This is a genomic window from Clostridium vincentii, assembly GCF_002995745.1.
Classification (GTDB): Bacteria; Bacillota; Clostridia; order Clostridiales; family Clostridiaceae; genus Clostridium; species Clostridium vincentii.
This window is the reverse complement of record NZ_PVXQ01000016.1, coordinates 1-19622: the sequence shown is the minus strand read 5'-3', so window position 1 is coordinate 19622 and position 19622 is coordinate 1. Positions and strand designations below refer to the sequence as shown.

The following is a 19622-nucleotide window of genomic DNA, read 5'->3' as shown; positions in this document are numbered from 1 at the left end:
TTAATTAGCATTGAGAGATTTTTCCCAGTCACTCCAGGTCATATTAAAAGTCTCTCCCTGCTCTTTACAGTATTTGTAGAAATTTTGCAAAAAAGTAACTCTCTCATCATTACAAAAAGATTTAATATAATCTTCATCAAAATTTGCTAATAGTAATTGCCTATTTATAATATCATCAGCCAAAACCTCTTGTGAATTTTTAATCATATCATACATAATCATGAATAGAGTAGTTCTTCCTATACCTTCTTTACAATGAAAATGAATCCATGTATTTTCAGGTTGCGATTTTGTTAATTCAATAAAATAATCTACCATATCATCTCTAGGTATCTTACCATCAAGAACAGGAATGCGAGTATATGACAGGGCTTCAGAATTAATAAGCTGATTTTCATTGCTAATTTTTGCTGGAATTGTAGTTATATCTGCGTGATTATAAAAAATAATAGGTTTGTTTAATTTAATGCTATTTAGTTTCTTAGTTTCATCTAACAAAACTTGTTCATTTGTTAACCCTTTGTTATCATCATTTTTTAGATTGGACCAGCTAATAGGGTCACCATTAATAAATCCATGGGATTCCTGCCTTAAGTCAATAATTGTTATAGGGAGTGGAGTTCCTATACTATTTATTATCAGAGGGAGATTGCACTCGGAAAATTGCTGACTACCAGAAATATTTAAAGAATCTAATCCACTAAGATTTAAAATTTTATTGTTTTGTATATGGATTAAATTAGAAGATTTACGAAAGTTCCTTGGCATATCGTTGTAATTTAATGAATCTAAAATAAGATTTATATTATTGTCGCCTAAGGATACATAAGAATCTTGTAATTTTTCATTTCTTAAGACCAAAGAATAAAGAGCACTTAATAATATTAATAAAATGGATATAGTTACTTTTAAGCGTTTACGCATTTATGGTCACCTCATCTATAGTGTTTATAAGTATTCATTTTGACTAATAAGTATAATATGGACTATTTTAACAACTTATATACAAGTTGTTAATTAGCTCCTTTATTTATTTTAAGTAAAAGATAGGTTTTAAATAGGGCGTTATAATATATTGATTTCACTAAAAATGATGGCAAAGATAACGCTTGGAAATTATATAGGGGGTTTAGATTAAAGGAAGATTTGTAGAATGAAATAAAGAATTTATAGAAGAGATAATAAATCATTAAGGTAAGGTTCGCAATCACCAAATGACCTTCGACATATACGCCGAGGGTTTTTTAGTGTATTAATTTAGATATAAATGATAATACAATATTTTTTTGATGAAAAACTTTATAAAAATTGAGATTAATGGTAATATTATGTAGAAATAAGTAAAATCGTACCAATAGGGAGGATGTTAGATGGAAGTATTAAGAATTGAGGATATGAAAAAAACTTTTATAGTTGGAAATGAAAAAGTAGAAGCATTAAAAGGAGTATCATTTTCCTTAAATAAGGGTGAGATATTAGCTATTATGGGGAGTAGTGGTTCAGGGAAAAGCACATTATTAAATATGTTAGGGGCATTAGATAGTCCAGATAAAGGACGAGTATATTTAGAGGGGAAACTACAGAAGAATTATCATGTTGAACCCTTTGCTACTCAATATAGAAGTGAAAAAATTGGTTTTGTCTTTCAGGCATATAATTTATTAAAGGATTTGACTGTTGAGGATAATATAGCGTTACCCTTAGTTTTACAAGGAATAGAAGAAAAAGAGATTAATAAAAGAGTAGAAGAACAATTAAAGCAAGTTGGACTATTTAAGTGGAGAAAACATAGGCCAGTTGAGCTATCTGGAGGTCAGCAGCAAAGAATTAGTATAGCAAGATCTATAATTACTAAACCAGAACTACTATTAGCAGATGAACCAACAGGAAATTTAGATTATAATACATCCTTAGAAATATTAGATATTTTTAAAAGTATGAGGAAAGAATTACAGCAAAGCATTATTATAGTAACACATGACCCAATGGTAGCAAGTTATGCAGATAGAGTATTATTTTTTAAAGATGGAAACATTCATGAAGTTTATGATAGGAAAAAGGAAGATGGGGATATAGATATGATATTATCAAAATTCAAAGGAGTATTAAAGAAAAATGATTAAATCGTTGAAACAAGTTAGCTTTAAGTTTATTAAAGCTAATAAAAGCATAACTATTTCATGTATTACAGCTATAGCAGTATCAATTTTCTTAATAACTTTTTTGATGAATTTCTCTATAAATTCAGAAAATAAATTAAAAGATCAAACAAGAGAGCAATTTGGCAATTTTGAACTTCAGATTGGTTATGATAATAATGTGAACAAAGATATTACAACGTCTTTTATAAATAACGTGAATTCTATTGAAGGAATAGAAAAAACTTCATCAGCCTTATTAAAGAATATAGAGATACAAGGTGTATGGATATATACTCTAGGGTTAGAGGTTGATGAATTGAGTAAAAGTAAATATAAATATTCTAGTAATCTTAATGATAATAATATTATAATCAATGAAGTTTTAGCAGATTCATTAGGTCTTTCAACTGGAGATAAGGTTGACATAAGTGGACGAGAAAAAATAGTAGAAGAAATATTTGATGATGGAATGAATGCTTCTTCGCCTCTAAATATGATTATTATGGATAGAAAAGCATTAAAGGAAATATTAAATACTAATAATGAAGCTACTTTTATAATGATTAAGGTGGATGGAGATATTTCTAGCATTGCTAATGAGATAAGCAATCTTGATGAAGGATTAAGAGTTGAATCTTTTGAAGAAAATGAGTTTGTAAAAGAAAATGTTAATACACTTAAGTATTTCGTGATTTTTCTAGCAGTTTTGGTATTTGCTATGTGTGGTATTTTTATAGTATCAAATCTTCAAGAATATATTTATAAATATACAAAACAGTTTGCTTTAATAAAGGCTATGGGGGGAAGTAGTTTTCAAGTATTTAGCATATTAATAATTCAAACTTTAATAATGAATATACTTGGAATAATAGCAGGGATAGGATTAACATTTTTAACTGTAAAATTATTTTTAGATTCCTTTAAATTTTATATATTACCAATAGTTCTAATAGCGGCATTAGGATTTATTATTATACAAGTTATCTTATTAATTCCAGGTATAAAAACCGCTATGATATTGCCAGTAAAAGCAATCGCAGCAAATGAAAAAATCAATATAAAGAATTCAAAACGTTTTAGTAAAGTGTCAATTGTTATAATAATTATTGGGTTGCTTATAGATCTTAAATGTATTTTATTCTATACAGAGATTAATTCATTTATAGAGAGTATATTAGGCTATTTATTAATAGTATTAGGTGTTCTTTTATGGATGCGAATTAATATGAGGAATATATTAAAACCATTAGAAAAACCTTTTAATTTAATTTTCGGTACAATAGGGTCTATGTCTATTAAGACATTAGCATCTCAGATAAGAAAGAGCTCTATGATTATCTTAGCAATAGCTATATTAATGATAATAACAAGTATTGGAGGATCATTTACAAAGGTATTAAGTCAAAATGGTGAGGATTATTATAAAAGAGAATATTTAACGGATATAGTTGTATCTAGTAATATAAGTTTAAATTACGATAAGGCTAATAAATTATTTAAAGATATAAGCTCATTAGAAGCTGTAAAAGCATCTATGGTATTTCAAGGAGGCACAACAACCTATGTTAGTGATTCTAAAAACAACATAATGTATTCTTTGGGTAATTTTAAAGAAATGGAAGAGCAAGAATTAATAGAGGCTTTTCAAGGGGAAGGAAAATCTAAAATAATAGTTAGTAAGACTTTTGCAGAGAAAAATAATATTAAATTAGGAGAAAAAATCAGATTAGCTAGTCCTGTTTACGAAAATTATGAAGGTAAAATAGAAAAAATTAAATATGATTTAAGTTTAGAAGTAATTGAAATAGATGGAGAAAATATAACAAATTCTTATGATGTAATGATTGATTTATCTAATACAGCGCTAATAGATATTGATACATCACAATTAGCAAAAATATATATAAATACAGAAAATATGAATATTAAAGAAGATTTAAAAGAAATAAAAAAATCTTATCCATCTATAAAGTGGGCAACTTTGGATGAAGTTTTAGAAGAAAGTAATAATGCAATGAATGAAAGATGGAAGTATTTTAAGGCCGCCTTAATATTAATAATATTAACTACTGTTTTAGGAGCAGTTAATTCAATAAAAAATAATATTAATTCAAAAAGAAAGGAATATGCTGTTTTAAGATGTATGAAGTTTACAGAAAAAGACTTAAGGAAAATGCTAATGATTCAAATAGTTGTGTTTTTACTAATAGGTCAAGTTTTGGGCACAATTTTAGGATATATAGGGTCAGTGATTTTAGCTAGCTCAGATGGATTAAGAATTGTAACGCCGGAATATACAATGGTAAGTCTAAATATTATTTCTTCTTTAATAATAAGTTTAATTTACTTAATCCCTCATGTAAGAAAGGTTTCAAAAGAAAAAATTCATGAGGAGCTAGGTAGGGAGGAATCATAATTAAAGGAAGACAACTATAATATATTTAGTAATATGGAGCAAGGGAACAGTAAAGTGCTTCTTTAAGAATTACTCTGAAAGAAGATCTGAAATTTTCACTTCCACAGGAATATAGCGACTTTCTAACCAACCTAAAGTCATAGTATTTTATGACTTTAGGTTGGTTATTTCATCCCTAAATTTAATATGTTATATATTAAAACAAATAGAATAATATGGTATAATAAGCTTGCTTTAAATTAGGGGGTTAATAAAATGCAGACTGGTACAATGAGGAATGAATTATTAAATGAAATAAGTGAGAAGATAGGCTTGAGGTTTTCAGGAAAAGGTGATGCTATTGGAGGATCATATGAAGGATATAATATAACAATAAACTGTTTTTCGAATATAGTTTATATTAACGTTCCAATAAGAATAACAAATGAATATTATGTAAATGAAATAAACGGGTTTTTAAGACATATAAGTAATAAATACAACTATGTTACATTGGCACAATATATATGCAGTGGTATTAAAATACAATGTTCACAAGAAATTAGACAAGAGGAACAAGAAAATATAATCATAGTGATTTTAAATGAGGTAGTAAATTTTGCTAAGGAGAGAGACTTAGTTACATGCTGCGAGGAGTGCGGGCAAAGTAATTATGTTGTTCCATATATAAAAGATGGTTTTTTAGTACCATGGTGCGTAAAGTGTCAATTAAAAGAAAAAGAAAAAGAAAAAGAGGTTACTTCTGTAAATCAAAATGTTAATAAGTCTCAAGGCCCTAATTTAATCACAGGAATAATAGGGGCAATAATAGGTGCTTTCTTGGGGGCAGTAATATGGATTATAATTAGCCAGATAGGATATATATCCTCTATAGGGGGGTTAGCAATTGCAATTGGGACAATCAAGGGTTATGAAATAATGGGGCATGGAATGGACAAAAATGGATTAATAATAAGTATTGGAATAATTATAGTTACGGTATACTTAGCACAATATGGATCAATTGCTTTCGAAATATATAAGCAAAATAGAGTTAATGAAGTGAGCCTTTTTGATTCAATAAAACTTGTACATCTAGCTTTGCTAATGGGGAATACTTCTACATTGTTTTATAGAAATTTAGTGCTTGGATATCTTTTTACATTAGTTCCATCGGCATATTATATTAAGAATAGATATTAGTGTAGCAAAAACATAAACCAAGCAATTATTTCAAAAAATGACAAATACAAAATTATCTTTACAATATTTTTGATTTGTGATAAAATATCTTGGTAGACCGCTCACACACAGGTTTTATTAAAACAAGAATTAGATTCTTGTACCTATAGTGGCGAGACCGTTATGAGGAGGTGTATTTTAATGTACGCAGTAGTAAAAACAGGTGGAAAACAATACAGAGTTCAAGAAGGCGATGTTCTTTTTGTTGAAAAGCTAGAGGCTGAAGTTGACTCATCAGTTGAACTAACAGAAGTTCTTGCTGTTGGAGGAGAAACTTTAAATGTTGGAACTCCATTAGTTGCAGGAGCTAAGGTTATAGCTAAGGTTGTATCTCAAGGTAAGGCTAGAAAGATATTAGTTATGAAATATAAGAGAAAGAAAGACTATAGAAGAAAAAATGGTCATAGACAACCTTATACTAAGCTAATTATTGAAAAGATCGAAGCTTAATTTTTATGATAGAAATTAAAATTAGATCGAAAAAAAATAAAATCCTTTCCTTTAGAATCAATAATCATGCTCTTTTTGAAAGAGAAGCTATTTTAGCCGGAGATGCCTACGATATGATATGTAATTCTATATCGGTGTTATCTCAAAGTGTTATTATAGGTTTAGATGAAGTGTTAAAACTAAATGTAAATTATGAGATGAAGGATGGATATCTTGCATTAAATCTTAAGGGATTTAATCAAGAAGAGATAGATCAAGCACAAGTTTTATTAAAAACCTTTGAGAAAAGCTTAGATAGTGTAATTTTAAGTTTAGATGAAATGTTTGGAATAAAAAAACGTAATGAATATATTAATTTAATAAAAGAGGAGGTGTAGACAATGTTAATTATGAACCTTCAATTATTTGCTCACAAAAAAGGTCAAGGTAGTACAGGAAATGGCAGAGATTCTCATTCTAAGAGACTTGGTGTTAAGTCAGCTGATGGAGAATTCGTTTTAGGCGGAAATATCATCATGAGACAAAGAGGAACTAAGATTCATCCCGGAAACAATGTTGGAAAGGGTGGAGATGATACTTTATTTTCTAAAATTGATGGAGTTGTTAAATTCGAAAGAATGGGTAAGGATAAGAAAAAAGCAAGTGTTTACCCAGTAGACGTTGAAGTAATAGCTGAATAATTTATCCTTAATAAAAGCACCCTACAGTAGGGTGCTTTTTTTAAAAGGTTTTAAATTGAATTTTAAGAAATTGTTAAGTATTGAATATTTTATTAGTGATATAATAAAAATAAGAAAACTTATGAATACTAGAAAAGAAAAGATTTTAAACAAGGACAGGTGATTTAATGTTTATAGATTATGCAAAAATACTTTTAAAGTCTGGTAAGGGTGGCGATGGTGCTATTTCCTTTAGACGAGAAAAATATGTTCCTCTTGGAGGACCAGATGGCGGAGATGGCGGACGTGGAGGCAATATTACATTTGTAGTAGATACCGGAATAACGACTCTTTTAGATTTTAAATATAAAAGAAAATTTGTAGCTGAAGATGGAATAAAGGGTGGAACAACTAAGTGCTATGGTAGAGATGGTGAAAACTTATTTATAAGTGTCCCTATGGGAACTATTATAAAGGAAGCTTCAACTAATAAGGTAATAGCTGACCTTTCTCATTTGGATGATAAATTTGTATTCCTAAGAGGAGGAAAAGGCGGAAAGGGTAATTGTAAGTTTTGTACGCCTACAAGGCAAGCGCCTACTTTTGCTGAGCCAGGTATGCCAGGAGAAGAGATGGAAATAATACTTGAACTTAAGCTTTTAGCTGATGTTGGATTATTAGGTTTCCCGAATGTTGGTAAATCAACCTTTTTGTCAATGACAACTAAGGCTAAGCCAAAGATAGCTAACTATCACTTCACAACTTTAAAGCCAAACTTAGGAGTTGTTGGAACAGATGGCACTGAGCCTTTTGTTATGGCAGATATTCCGGGTATTATTGAAGGAGCTTCAGAGGGTGTTGGGCTAGGATTACAATTTTTAAGACATATTGAAAGAACAAGAATTTTGATTCATATAGTGGATATATCAGGAATTGAAGGAAGAGATCCATTTGATGATTTTGTAAAGATAAATGAAGAACTTAACAAGTATTCTGTTAAGCTTTGGGATAGGCCTCAAATAGTTGTAGCAAACAAAATAGATATGCTTTATGATGAAGCTGGTTTTGAAGATTTTGAGAGAAAGGTTAAGGAACTTGGAGTTACTAAGGTGTTTAGAATGTCAGCAGCAACTAGAGAAGGTGTTGATGATGTAATTAAAGAAGCATCTAGAATGCTTAATGAGATTCCACTAACTGAACTTGAGATTCCACAAGAACAAATGTATATTCCGGAAGAGAAGAGATTTACTTATGAAATTACAATGGAAAAGGGCGAAGAATTCGATACTTATTTTGTTGAAGGAACATTTGTTGATAGATTATTACAAGCTGTAGATGTAGAAAATCCAGATTCATTAAGATATTTCCATAAGGTATTAACAAATAAGGGCGTATTAGCGGACCTTAGAGCAATGGGAATTAAAGATGAAGATACAGTTAAACTTAATGACTTCGAATTTGAGTATTTATTATAGGAGGAAAAAGGATGATAACAGGAAAACAAAGGGCCTATTTAAGAAAATTAGCTCATAATTTAGATGTGCTTTTTCAAATAGGGAAAAATGGAATTGAGGATACCTTCTTAAAGCAAGTAGGGGAAGCCTTAGAAAAAAGAGAATTAATTAAGCTAAGTGTTTTAGAAAATAGTGGATTAGATGCAAGAGAAGCTTCAGATACTATTTGCAAAGCATTAAAAGCTGAAGGAGTTCAAGCAATCGGAAGTAAGTTGGTATTATTTAAGCAATCAAAGAATAAGCCAACAATAGAATTACCAAAGGCAAGTAAGTAGTTGTGGAGAGGCTGGGTATAATTGGAGGAACTTTTGATCCTATACATTTAGCCCACCTTCATATAGCAGAACAAGCTATAAAAACATTAAAATTAGATAAAATAATATTTATACCAGCGGGAAGCCAGCCTCTTAAAATAAATAAGAAGGTTACTGAGGCTTCCTTAAGGTTTATTATGGTAAAAAAAGCTATAGAAGGTAGACAAGGTTTTGAGGTTTCTGATTATGAAATAAACAAGGAAGGTATGAGTTATACCTTTGAAACATTAGAGCATTTTAGCAAGTCAGATAGAGAGATATATTTTATTACAGGTGCAGATTGTTTAATGAACTTAGGACAATGGAAGGGTGTTGAGAGAATATTTCAGCTTTGTAAGTTTGTTGTATTTACTAGACCTGGATATAGCAATGAGTCTCTTTTAGAACAAAAGGATAATATAGAACACAAATATAGCGGAGAAGTTATTATATTGAATCTAACAGAACTAGATATTTCCTCCACAGGTATTAGAGAGGCAATAAATTTAGGTGAAGATATAAATAAACTTATTCCTAAAAAAGTAATAGAAATTATAAAAGAAAAAAATCTCTATGGGGAGGATTAATATGAGTATACTGCAAGAAGCATATAAATATGTAAAGGTTGTATTAAATGAAGATAGGTTTATACATACCTTAGGAGTTGTTTCAGTTGCAAAAAAGTTAGCTATTATAAATGGTGTTTCTGAAGAAAAAGCTGAGATAGCAGCATTATGCCATGATATTGCAAAGAATACTACCCAAGATGAGATGAATATGTTAATAATAAAAAATAATGTAATTTTAAGTGAAGATGAAAAAAATACTCTCCAGCTTTGGCATGGTATAGTAGGACCATATGTAGCAAAAAATGTACTGAACATAGAGGATGAAGACATTTTAGGTGCTATTAGGTGGCATACTACTGGAAAAGAAAAAATGACAAAGCTTGAGAAGATAATATATATATCAGATATGATAGAACCTGCAAGAATTTTTGAAGGAATAAAGAAGTTAAGAGAAGTAACTCTTAATGATTTAGATGAGGGAGTTTTGTTAGGACTTACGCAGACAATAAATTTCTTACTTCTAAGGGGAGATCCTATTGATTTAAATACTATTAAGGCAAGAAATTATTTACTAATCAATAGGGTAGAGTAAGAGGGGGAAAAGGGTATGGGGACGGATAGACGAGAACCAGAAGCTATAAGAAGGAAGAGAAAACGAAGAGCACCTCGTAGCTTAGAGGATATTGAAAGAAGTAGACATGTTAAATTTAAAGATGTACCTGAGGGAAAAAAACAGAAGGTAAGCTTGAAAAATAAAAGAAAGAAAAATAAAAGTATAGTTAAAAAAATTGTTTTAGGAATTTCAATTTGCATTACAATAATGATTTTAAGCGCTATACTTTCATTAATTGGATTTTTCTTTAAGATAAATAATGAGAATACAATAAAAGCCACTGCACCAGCTGGAGATTCAGTTAATATCTTGGTCTTAGGTATGGATATAGGAGATGTTAATCAAGCAGAAAATAATGATATAAAAAGAACTGATACAATGATGATGATTAACTATAATAAAGAAAGTAAAAGTGCACAGGTTATATCTATTCCAAGAGATACTCTAGTAAATGATAATAGTGGTACTTATAAAATTAATGCAGCATACCAAAATGGTGGAGATCAAAAGGTTAAAACTGTTGTTGAAAATATGCTATCTGTAACTGTAAACTATATAGTAAAAATAGATTATGCAGCCTTTAGAGGATTCATAGACGCTATTGGAGGTATAGAAGTAGATATAAAAAGAAATATGATTTATGATGATGATGCACAAGATCTTCATATAAATTTCAAAGAAGGGACTACTGTTCAACTTGATGGTCAAAAGGCTGAGGAGTATTTTAGATGGAGAAAAAACAATGATGGTTCTGGCTTAGCAAATGGAGACTTAGATAGAATTAATAATCAACACGAGTTCTTGCAAAAGATTGTAGATAAATGTAAGAGTCCAAGTATAATATTTAAATTATCAAAAATATTAAATTCTGTAGCAGAAAATATGGATACTAATATGTCTTCATTTAATATGATAAATTATGGATTAAAATTTGTAACACTAAAAGATAAATTAGAAATGAAAACAATACAAGGAGATCCTAAAACAATAAGTGGACAATCTTATTTAGTATTTAATAAAAATAGCAATAAAGAGCTTTTACAGTCTCTTCAATCCGGAGCTGTGGCAACTACAAGCAGCAAAAGCGAATCAAGGATATTGATTCTTAATGGAACTAAGATTATTTCGCAAGCAGCACAAGCGAAGACTGCTTTAGAGGTTTTTGGATGGTCTAAAATTGATACTGGCAATGCAGATCCTCACGAAAAAAGTGTTATCCAAACGGATGATAAGGATATTAAGAAGATTTTAGCTTCACAGATAAGTGAAATAACTAAATTCGAGGGGAAACCAACAGATAGTGAATACAATGACTATGATGTAGTTATTATAATAGGAAATGATTATAAAAAATTAGGAGAGTAGCAATGAGTACTTTAGAAAAAAAAGTAGAAGAAAATTATGAAGGACTTACCATTAGACAGTTTCTAAAAGAAGATTTGGAACTGTCAGGTAGACTAATTAGAAGCGCTTCTAAGGAGCAAAGGGTTCTAGTTAACAATATTCCAGTTAGAATGCGAGAAATTCTACACACAGGTGATGAAGTTGCAGTTAAGCTTCAGAGAGTAGAAAGTCAAAATATAGTTCCAGAGAAGATGGATATTAATATAATTTATGAGGATTCAGAAATTTTAGTTGTAAATAAGCAACCTAATATTGTGGTTCATCCAAATAGTACCTATACAACAGGTACTTTAGCAAATGGAGTTTTATATTACTTTCAAGAGAGTAAGCAAAATTGCATAGTAAGACTTGTAAGTAGATTAGATATGGATACTTCAGGACTAATTATTATCGCAAAAAATCAATATGCACATATGGCTCTATCAAAGCAAATGGAAAAAAATGAATTACAGAAATGGTATTTAGCTATTGTACACGGACACTTAGAGGAAAAAGAAGGTACAATAGATGAACCTATTTATAGAAATGATGAAGGGGACATAGTTAGAAGGGTTGTGGATGAAAGAGGCCAAAGAAGCATAACTCATTATAAGGTGTTGGAAAGCTTTGATGGGGGAGATTTAATTGAGTGTAAATTAGAAACGGGTAGAACACATCAAATAAGGGTACATCTCAATCATTTAGGCCATCCTATCTATGGAGACACCTTATATGGATATGGAGAAGAGGAAAAAGGTTTAATTGAAAGACAGGCACTACATGCCTATGGATTAGATTTTATGTCACCAAAAACAAAGAAAATTTTATCATTGAGATCAGAACTTCCAGAAGATATGAAAAATTTATTAGAAAGAATATAAAATAAGTCCTATGAAAAGAAATAACAGACCAGTATACTGGTCTGTTATTTTTTTGATTTTGTCTAAGGGTTAATTGGATTTCCATTGACCTTTAACTTATTTATTTAAGATTTGATTTATGCGTGATCTTCTAATTCTTTCACGTATCCTTTTTCGTCTATTAATAGTTTTGATTACAAATAGAATAACAATTCCTCCACCTAATAAAACTATAATAGTGGTGTAGTTTTCAAAAAAAGATGCTAGAGTCATTTTTGCATTAGAATCTCTTGAAATACCACTTGCTAACTCAATATCTTGAATTTCTTCCCCGTTTAAGATAACTTTTCCTTTAGTTAAGATTTCTCCTCGAGTAAGGGACTTGTTATCTAAATCAGTAGGGGCTTCATAATCCACAGATTTATCTAAGGTATCCTGATCACCCGTCTTCACAGTATAATAAATATCCTTAGAAGCAAGTAGAGGAAGAGAAGTACCATCACTTAATGAAATAGAATCAACAATATCACCTTGTGAATAAAGTGTAACCTTTGTAAAATTGTCAAAACCATAATTTAACAAATTAGTTGCATCTTCATAGGACTTATTAATATCTTCACCTTTCAATGAAGTAACAATTAAAGTACGACCATCTTTTGTAGCGGATATTACATTTGTGAATTTCGCATCTATAGTATACCCTTTCTTCGAAGCTATAGAGAATGGATAATAGTAATTTGAATTTTTAAGCAAAATGTAATTACGATTATTGAATATTCTTTGTTCCCCTAAATTGCTAGTAGGTAGCTGCAAATTAGTTGTCTTATCTATATCTAAGAAATCAGGGTTTTTAATAATTTCCTTCATTATTAAAGAATAATCATTAGATGTTGTAACATGTTCAGGATCTGGTAAACCACTAGGATTTTTAAAAGTTGAACTTTTAGTTCCAAGTTTCTTTGCACGCTCAGTCATAAGTTTGGCAAATTCTTCACAGGAGCCAGATACATGCTCTGCTAAAGCTTCAGCACAATCATTGCCTGATTCTAGCAAAAGTCCTAAAAGAAGCTGATGAACTGTAAATATCTCACCAGTTTTAATTCCAACAGATGTTCCATCTGCAAAGGGCGGCTTCTCACCTACAGTTACCTTATCATCTAATTTAGTGTTTTCTAAAACTACTAAAGCAGTAAGAACTTTTGTTATAGATGCAGGAAAATAGTTAGTGTCGCCATTTTTAGAATATAGAATTTGGCCAGTTGTAGCATCCATTAAGGTAGCACCTTCAGAATTTATTTGTGGAGGTTCTGCTGTTGCGTAAGACGCTATGGATGGAATTATTAAAGTAGTAACAATTAATATAACAACAAAACATATTAATATATTTAAATACATTTTTAGTTTATTCATAGATTACCTCTCAATTAAATTTATATTATTAATACATTCTATCAAAGTATTAGCGAAAATCCTAGATAAATATTAAAATTACCAAAATATTGGATAAATAAAATTCATTTGTCAATAATTAAGAAGTACTTTTAAGGAGGAAATTTATGAAAAAAAATTATAAAACTATTGGAATTGTAGTGTTGCTTATAATATTAGGATCATATATGCTTTTTTCATATCTCACTGGAGGACAGAAAGAGTTGAAAAAAAATGATAATGAAAGCATATTTGTTGAGGATGAAATAAAAGAAGTAGTTGCAATAGAGGATAATAAGATTGTAGTTGAGATAAAGGGGGAGATAATGAATCCTAATATATACTGGCTAAAAGAGGAAAGTATCATTGAGGATTTAATATCGGAGGCAGGTGGATTAAAGCCAGATGCTGATATGAACAAAATTAATAGAGCAGAAAAACTTAAAAATCATCAGTCAATAAATATAGCGAATAAAAATGAAGTGAAACAGGTAGTAGCAAATGAAAGTAATGAGGATGTGTCTCCAATTATAGATATAAATACAGCAAGTGAAGCTGAACTAGATACCTTGCCAGGGATAGGCCCTGCTAGAGCAAAGGATATAATAAGCTATAGAGAAGAAAAGGGCGGATTTGAGTCAATTGAGGATATTAAAAATATTAAGGGAATAGGGGAGGCTTCTTTTGAAAAGCTTAAGGATAAAATTACTATATAAGGATTACAGTTTTAAAATTATAGGTTTAATGATATAATTAAGTGGTGTTAGGAGAAATATAATATTTTAATGTAAAGACTTATAGGAGGAATAAATTTGATTAAGAAAATATTTGCTAATTTATTAGATGAAATGATATTATTTGGGGTTGCTGCAATTTTATTATTTGTAACAGAGTTTATACTTGGAGCAGCGGGCTTTAAAATAGTGCAGCCAGAAGTGTTTTTAACTGCATATTTATTTATAGGTAATGTATTCTATTTCCCTATTATGGAGAATTCAAGATATGGTACAACTTTAGGTAAAAGAATATTAAAGCTTGATGGAATAGCTAAAACAGAAGCTATTAAAGCAGAGTAAAAGTTAAAAAAGAACAAGAGATTAAAGATATAAATAGGAGTATATAATGAAAAAAGGTAATGAGATATTAGTTAAAATTGAAAAAACAGAATTTCCTTCAATGGGAATAGGCAGAGAAGGCGATAAGAAGATATACGTAAAAAACTCTTTCCCAGGGCAAGTAATAAGGGGAAGAATTAAAAAGAAAAAAGCTGATTATGCTGAAATAAAACCTTTAGAGGTTGTTGAAAGAGCAGAATACGAAATAGAAGCTAAATGTCCCCACTTTGGAATTTGTGGAGGATGTTCATCTCAAAATTTAACCTATGAAAAGCAACTAGAATTTTTAGGAAATGAAGTTCTAGATCTTTTTGAAAAAGCTGGCCTTAAACCTTTAGAATATGAAGGGGTAACGGGAAGTTATGAAGAATGGGAATACAGAAATAAGATGGAATTCACCTTTGGAGACCTGGAAAAAGGTGGAGAACTTACTCTTGGAATGCATATGAAAAATAGATCCTTTGCAGTTGTTAATGTGGATCAATGTAAGATAGTTGATGAAGATTTCAGAAAGATACTTACATTAACAGTAGATTACTTTAAAAAGCAGGAATTAACTTATTATAGAGTTATGAAAAGAGAAGGATACTTAAGACATCTGGTTATAAGGAAGGCAAAAAACACTGGAGAGTTAATGGTTAATTTAGTAACTACAACTCAAGTGGATTTTGATTTAACTGAGTATGTAAATATAATAAAAGAAACTAAATTTGATGGAAATCTAGTTTCTCTATTACACACAGAAAATGATTCCTTATCAGATGCAGTTATTCCTGAAAAAGTTAATGTGCTATATGGTATAGACCATATACAGGAGAATTTATTAGGACTAAGATTTAATATATCACCATTTTCCTTTTTCCAAACTAATACTAAAGGAGCAGAAAGTCTCTATAGTATAGTTAGGGAATATATGGGAAATTCTGATGACAAAACAGTATTTGATTTATATTGTGGAACTGGAAGCATAGGTCAAATAGTTGCACCGAATGCCAGGAAGGTTGTTGGAATTGAGCTTATTGAGGAGGCTGTTGAGGCAGCTAAGGAAAATGCTAAGCTAAATGGTCTTAATAACTGTGAATTCTTAGCTGGAGATGTAGCTGAAATAATTAAAACTGTTAAGTATAAGCCAGATATAATTATACTAGATCCACCTAGAAGCGGAGTTCATCCAAAGGCACTTGATTATGTAATTAAGTTTAATGCCAAGGAGATAATCTATGTATCTTGTAATCCTAAAACCTTAGTTAATGATCTAAAGGTATTAGTAGAGTCTGGATATGAGATAGTAAAGCTTAGGGTCAAAGATATGTTTGCACAAACTCCACATGGTGAAGTAGTTGTGAAGATAGTCAAAAAAGTGTAAGAGTAAACAGACAAAGAATTAGATAAATAAAATGACTAAGCATGATTTGCTTAGTCATTTTTTGCTACGTAGAAAAGAGTACAGTAGTTATACATCATATTGAGTTTAAGGTATATTAATCATCAGCACCACAAGCTTTATACTGTAAATAGTTATTTTATTGAATTGTTATGATACATTTTGTTATAATATAAAGTAAAGGCGGGTGTGCTTATGGAAAATCATAATTTTGTAAATGAACTATTCAATAAAATAATTGAAGAAGAAAAAAAAATTATACCGGCTAATATAATGTTAATTGGAAAAACAGGGGTTGGAAAAAGTACATTAATAAATAATATATTCAGAGAAAGTTTAGCTGAAACTGGGATAGGAAGACCAGTAACACAATACCTGAAAAAAATTACTAAAGAAGGTATTCCTATTAATTTATATGATAGTAGAGGCCTAGAATTAGATCAGGAAATTCAGAAGAAGGTAAGAAATGATATTAATGCTGAAATAGATAGAATACATAATAGTCGAGATATAAATACAGAAAATTTAATCCATGTTGTATGGTACTGTATTAATGCAGCGTCTAATAGAATTGAGGATTTTGAGATTGAGTGGATTAAAGAGTTAGCTCAAAAGATACCAGTAGTTATAGTATTAACTCAAAGCTTTAGTGATAATTCAAAGGAACTAGAAAAGTACATTGATAATTTGAATTTAGACATACGAGGCATACAAAGAGTATTGGCAGAACCTATTAAATTTGGAAGTGTAGAGTTACCTGAATTTGGTTTAGTGGAATTGGTGGAAAAAACATATCAAATTTTACCACAAGGTATAAGAAGAGCTTTTAATAATGCCCAGAAGGTAGATATAAAAAGAAAAGTAGACGAAGCTACTAAATGGGCATTGGGGTATATAACAACTTCATTTGGGGTTGGATTCTCACCAATTCCATTTTCAGATGCTACAATACTAGTTCCGGAACAAGTAGGAATGTTAGCTCACATAACAACAATTTTTGGTCTTAAGATTGATAAAAATTTACTTCTGGCAATATCAACAGGAGTTGGAGGCATTGCAGGGGCAACATTTGCAGGAAGGACTGTGGTTGCAAATTTAATAAAGTTTTTACCAGGAGCAGGAACAATAATTGGGGGCCTTATTAGTGGAGTTACAGCAAGTTTATTGACTACATCATTAGCATTTTCGTACATAGAGGTTATGAAAAAAGTAGTGACCAATCAATATGAAGGTAAGGTAACAAGAAATGAAGAAATATCAGAAATGATGTATAATGAACTGAAGAAGCATTTTAATACTAAAAAATAAAATTAATTAAAGGGGAATCAAATGAATATTTTTAATAAAAAGCCAATATTGTATGAAAAGTTATCTAATCGTGTTATTTTCGTTATTAGAGGCATAGAAATTTTTCTAGCAGTATTACTTATCATTTTAGTTTTGATTAGCGCTCTGGGACTGGTGATAACTTTATATAAAGATATGGGTTATTTAAAGGAATTAGTAAATTATGATACTTTTCAAGAATTGACATCATTTATGCTTTTATTGATAATTGCACTTGAATTATCAATGATGTTAGTAAAACATAATCCAAATAATGTGATAGGTGTAATGATATATGCTATGGCTAGAAAAATGCTTATTTATAATACTGCTGCTATAGATATGTTAATTGGTGTTATTACATTAGCAATATTATTTTTAGTGAAAATTTATCTTATAAAAGATAATCAAAAGCAAATTTTATCAGAATCACAATCAGATTCGGTAGTGTCATCTAGCTTAAAATCTAGTGAAGAATAGTAGATTGATATAAATTTTTCAAGACGATGGAAATATTTTAAAACACAAAATATGACGATTATTCCATAAATAAATGAACACAATATTGTCATATATAAGACTATTGTGTTAATATTTAATGTGAAACTACATAGTTTATGAATCACAATACTTAATTACAATAAAAATAAAGATTAAAAGGAGAAATAATATTGTTATTTGAAGATTTAAATATAATTGAGCCTATACAGAAGGCTTTAAAAACTGAAGGATATACTAAAGCTACACCTATACAGGTAAAAGCTATTCCATCATTACTTAAAGGAATGGATTTATTAGGTTGCGCTCAAACTGGTACTGGAAAGACAGCAGCATTTGCTATACCAATTTTACAAGGTCTTGCAGCTGAGCCAAAAAACCTAAAAGGAAATAGAAAAATAAAAGCATTGATAGTAGCTCCAACAAGAGAGCTTGCAATTCAAATAGGAGATAGCTTTGAATCTTATGGGGAACATCTAGATATTAAAACTCTAGTGATATTCGGTGGAGTATCCCAAAATCCTCAGACAAAGTCACTGGGCAGCGGAATTGATATCGTAGTGGCAACTCCAGGTAGATTATTAGATTTAATTAACCAAGGCTTTGTTCACTTAAATAGTATAAAATACTTTGTACTTGACGAGGCAGATCATATGCTTGATATGGGAATGATTCAAGATGTACGAAAAATTATTAAATTTATTCCTGATTTCAGACAAACCATGCTTTTTTCTGCTACTATGCCTAATGGAATTGCAAAGCTTGCAGATCACCTACTAAAGAATCCAGTAAAGGTAGAAATAACACCCGTATCTTCTACGGTTGATATCATAGAACAAGCAGTTTATTATGTGAATAAAAGCAATAAGATACACTTGCTAATTCATTTATTAAAAGATGAATCTATCGTGTCTGCATTAGTGTTTTCCAGAACAAAACATGGAGCAGATAAAATAGTAAAAGCTTTAGAAAAAGCTGGGCTTCAATCCCAAGCGATTCATGGAAATAAATCTCAAAATGCAAGGCAGTTAGCTTTAAGTAACTTTAAAGAAAAAAAGATAAGAATATTGGTTGCAACAGATATAGCAGCGCGTGGAATTGACGTGGCTGAATTATCTCATGTAATTAATTTAGATTTACCAGAAGTTCCAGAAACCTATGTTCATAGAATAGGTCGTACTGGACGAGCTGGACTTGGAGGAATGGCAATTTCTTTTTGTAATCAAGAAGAAAAGCTTCTACTACGTGATATTCAAAAACTAATATCTAAAACAATACCTGTAGTTGAAGATCATCCATTTCAATTAGTAGAAGAGCCTCTTAAATCAAAAGAAGTATCAACTCGAAAAGCTTCGACGTCAAGAACTACTTCTCCTGATAATAGGAGAGGCAAAGGAACAAGTTCATCAAAAAATAATGTAGCGAAAAATGATAAAAATCGCCATTATGCTAAAAGCAAGAAAAAAGAAAATTAAGGATAAGATAATTATTCAGGTATGAATTTTTCTTCTTAAAAAAGAAATACATAAAGGGATTAAGCAGGATTTGCTTAATCCTTTTTTTGTTGCCTCTAAAAGTAGAAAGATCAAATAAACATACAAAATTAGAACAATAAATAATATAAAAGTTAGAGTATAATTTTAGTAGGCAAAGGTAGCAAAAAAATAAAGGAGATGTAAAAACATCTCCCCAATACATAAATTATCCATTATAATTTTATTGCTAAGATAAAAAGAATGGAGTTGGATTTAT

Annotated in this window: 20 protein-coding genes; 18 read left to right on the top strand and 2 right to left on the bottom strand. The window is 30.0% G+C overall.

From position 1 onward, the window contains the following. Positions 1 to 924: a fused DSP-PTPase phosphatase/NAD kinase-like protein gene (locus CLVI_RS08615; protein WP_106059721.1), complete on the bottom strand. Its 924-nt coding sequence runs from the start codon at positions 922 to 924 to the stop codon at positions 1 to 3. A 446-nt stretch (positions 925 to 1370) separates the two neighbouring features. On the opposite strand from CLVI_RS08615, the gene CLVI_RS08610 reads away from it, so the two are divergent. The 12 genes from CLVI_RS08610 to CLVI_RS08555 all read left to right on the top strand — a co-directional run bounded on the left by CLVI_RS08610 (position 1371) and on the right by CLVI_RS08555 (position 12140). Then, the gene (locus CLVI_RS08610; protein WP_106059720.1) at positions 1371 to 2123 is read left to right on the top strand and encodes an ABC transporter ATP-binding protein; all 753 of its coding nucleotides are present in this window, start codon (positions 1371 to 1373) and stop codon (positions 2121 to 2123) included. Further along, positions 2116 to 4557 carry an ABC transporter permease gene (locus CLVI_RS08605; RefSeq protein WP_106059719.1) on the top strand — a complete coding sequence of 814 codons (2442 nt, stop codon included), beginning with the start codon at positions 2116 to 2118 and terminating at the stop codon, positions 4555 to 4557. The genes CLVI_RS08610 and CLVI_RS08605 overlap by 8 nt, the downstream gene beginning before the upstream one ends. A gap of 255 nt (positions 4558 to 4812) precedes the next feature. Then, on the top strand, positions 4813 to 5739 hold the full coding sequence (locus CLVI_RS08600; RefSeq protein ID WP_106059718.1) for a hypothetical protein: 927 nt from the start codon (positions 4813 to 4815) through the stop codon (positions 5737 to 5739). Positions 5740 to 5919: 180 nt separating this feature from the next. Further along, positions 5920 to 6228, top strand: a complete 309-nt coding sequence (rplU, locus tag CLVI_RS08595; protein WP_106059717.1) for a 50S ribosomal protein L21 — start codon at positions 5920 to 5922, stop codon at positions 6226 to 6228. Between the two features lie 5 nt (positions 6229 to 6233). Further along, entirely contained in the window at positions 6234 to 6605 is a 372-nt protein-coding gene (locus tag CLVI_RS08590; RefSeq protein WP_106059716.1) for a ribosomal-processing cysteine protease Prp, read from the top strand. 3 nt (positions 6606 to 6608) lie between these two features. Further along, positions 6609 to 6908, top strand: a complete 300-nt coding sequence (rpmA, locus tag CLVI_RS08585; protein WP_106059715.1) for a 50S ribosomal protein L27 — start codon at positions 6609 to 6611, stop codon at positions 6906 to 6908. Between the two features lie 167 nt (positions 6909 to 7075). Next, complete coding sequence (gene obgE, locus CLVI_RS08580) at positions 7076 to 8362, top strand: GTPase ObgE (RefSeq protein ID WP_106059714.1); 1287 nt, start codon at positions 7076 to 7078, stop codon at positions 8360 to 8362. A gap of 11 nt (positions 8363 to 8373) precedes the next feature. After that, the gene (gene yhbY, locus CLVI_RS08575) at positions 8374 to 8676 is read left to right on the top strand and encodes a ribosome assembly RNA-binding protein YhbY (RefSeq protein WP_106059713.1); all 303 of its coding nucleotides are present in this window, start codon (positions 8374 to 8376) and stop codon (positions 8674 to 8676) included. A 2-nt stretch (positions 8677 to 8678) separates the two neighbouring features. Further along, positions 8679 to 9281 carry a nicotinate-nucleotide adenylyltransferase gene (gene nadD, locus CLVI_RS08570; protein ID WP_106059712.1) on the top strand — a complete coding sequence of 201 codons (603 nt, stop codon included), beginning with the start codon at positions 8679 to 8681 and terminating at the stop codon, positions 9279 to 9281. Between the two features lies 1 nt (position 9282). Beyond that, positions 9283 to 9855, top strand: coding sequence for a bis(5'-nucleosyl)-tetraphosphatase (symmetrical) YqeK (yqeK, locus tag CLVI_RS08565; RefSeq protein WP_106059711.1), 573 nt, complete (start codon positions 9283 to 9285; stop codon positions 9853 to 9855). 15 nt (positions 9856 to 9870) lie between these two features. After that, entirely contained in the window at positions 9871 to 11241 is a 1371-nt protein-coding gene (locus tag CLVI_RS08560; protein WP_106059710.1) for an LCP family protein, read from the top strand. A gap of 2 nt (positions 11242 to 11243) precedes the next feature. After that, the gene (locus tag CLVI_RS08555) at positions 11244 to 12140 is read left to right on the top strand and encodes an RluA family pseudouridine synthase (RefSeq protein WP_106059709.1); all 897 of its coding nucleotides are present in this window, start codon (positions 11244 to 11246) and stop codon (positions 12138 to 12140) included. Between the two features lie 96 nt (positions 12141 to 12236). Here CLVI_RS08555 and CLVI_RS08550 read toward each other — a convergent pair whose 3' ends face one another. Continuing rightward, positions 12237 to 13529: a D-alanyl-D-alanine carboxypeptidase family protein gene (locus CLVI_RS08550; protein WP_106059708.1), complete on the bottom strand. Its 1293-nt coding sequence runs from the start codon at positions 13527 to 13529 to the stop codon at positions 12237 to 12239. A 146-nt stretch (positions 13530 to 13675) separates the two neighbouring features. On the opposite strand from CLVI_RS08550, the gene CLVI_RS08545 reads away from it, so the two are divergent. From CLVI_RS08545 to CLVI_RS08520, 6 genes are all read left to right on the top strand, one after another. After that, positions 13676 to 14263: a helix-hairpin-helix domain-containing protein gene (locus CLVI_RS08545; RefSeq protein WP_106059707.1), complete on the top strand. Its 588-nt coding sequence runs from the start codon at positions 13676 to 13678 to the stop codon at positions 14261 to 14263. 96 nt (positions 14264 to 14359) lie between these two features. Beyond that, the gene (locus CLVI_RS08540; protein ID WP_106059706.1) at positions 14360 to 14623 is read left to right on the top strand and encodes an RDD family protein; all 264 of its coding nucleotides are present in this window, start codon (positions 14360 to 14362) and stop codon (positions 14621 to 14623) included. A gap of 46 nt (positions 14624 to 14669) precedes the next feature. Continuing rightward, positions 14670 to 16028 (top strand): 23S rRNA (uracil(1939)-C(5))-methyltransferase RlmD, encoded by a 1359-nt coding sequence (rlmD, locus tag CLVI_RS08535; RefSeq protein ID WP_106059705.1) that lies wholly within the window; start codon positions 14670 to 14672, stop codon positions 16026 to 16028. 213 nt (positions 16029 to 16241) lie between these two features. Next, a complete protein-coding gene (locus CLVI_RS08530) occupies positions 16242 to 17354 on the top strand; it encodes a YcjF family protein (protein WP_106059704.1) in 1113 nt (370 codons plus the stop codon). A gap of 21 nt (positions 17355 to 17375) precedes the next feature. Next, the gene (locus tag CLVI_RS17680; protein WP_341458746.1) at positions 17376 to 17852 is read left to right on the top strand and encodes a phosphate-starvation-inducible PsiE family protein; all 477 of its coding nucleotides are present in this window, start codon (positions 17376 to 17378) and stop codon (positions 17850 to 17852) included. Positions 17853 to 18043: 191 nt separating this feature from the next. After that, on the top strand, positions 18044 to 19345 hold the full coding sequence (locus CLVI_RS08520) for a DEAD/DEAH box helicase (RefSeq protein ID WP_106059703.1): 1302 nt from the start codon (positions 18044 to 18046) through the stop codon (positions 19343 to 19345). Positions 19346 to 19622 lie beyond the last annotated feature (277 nt).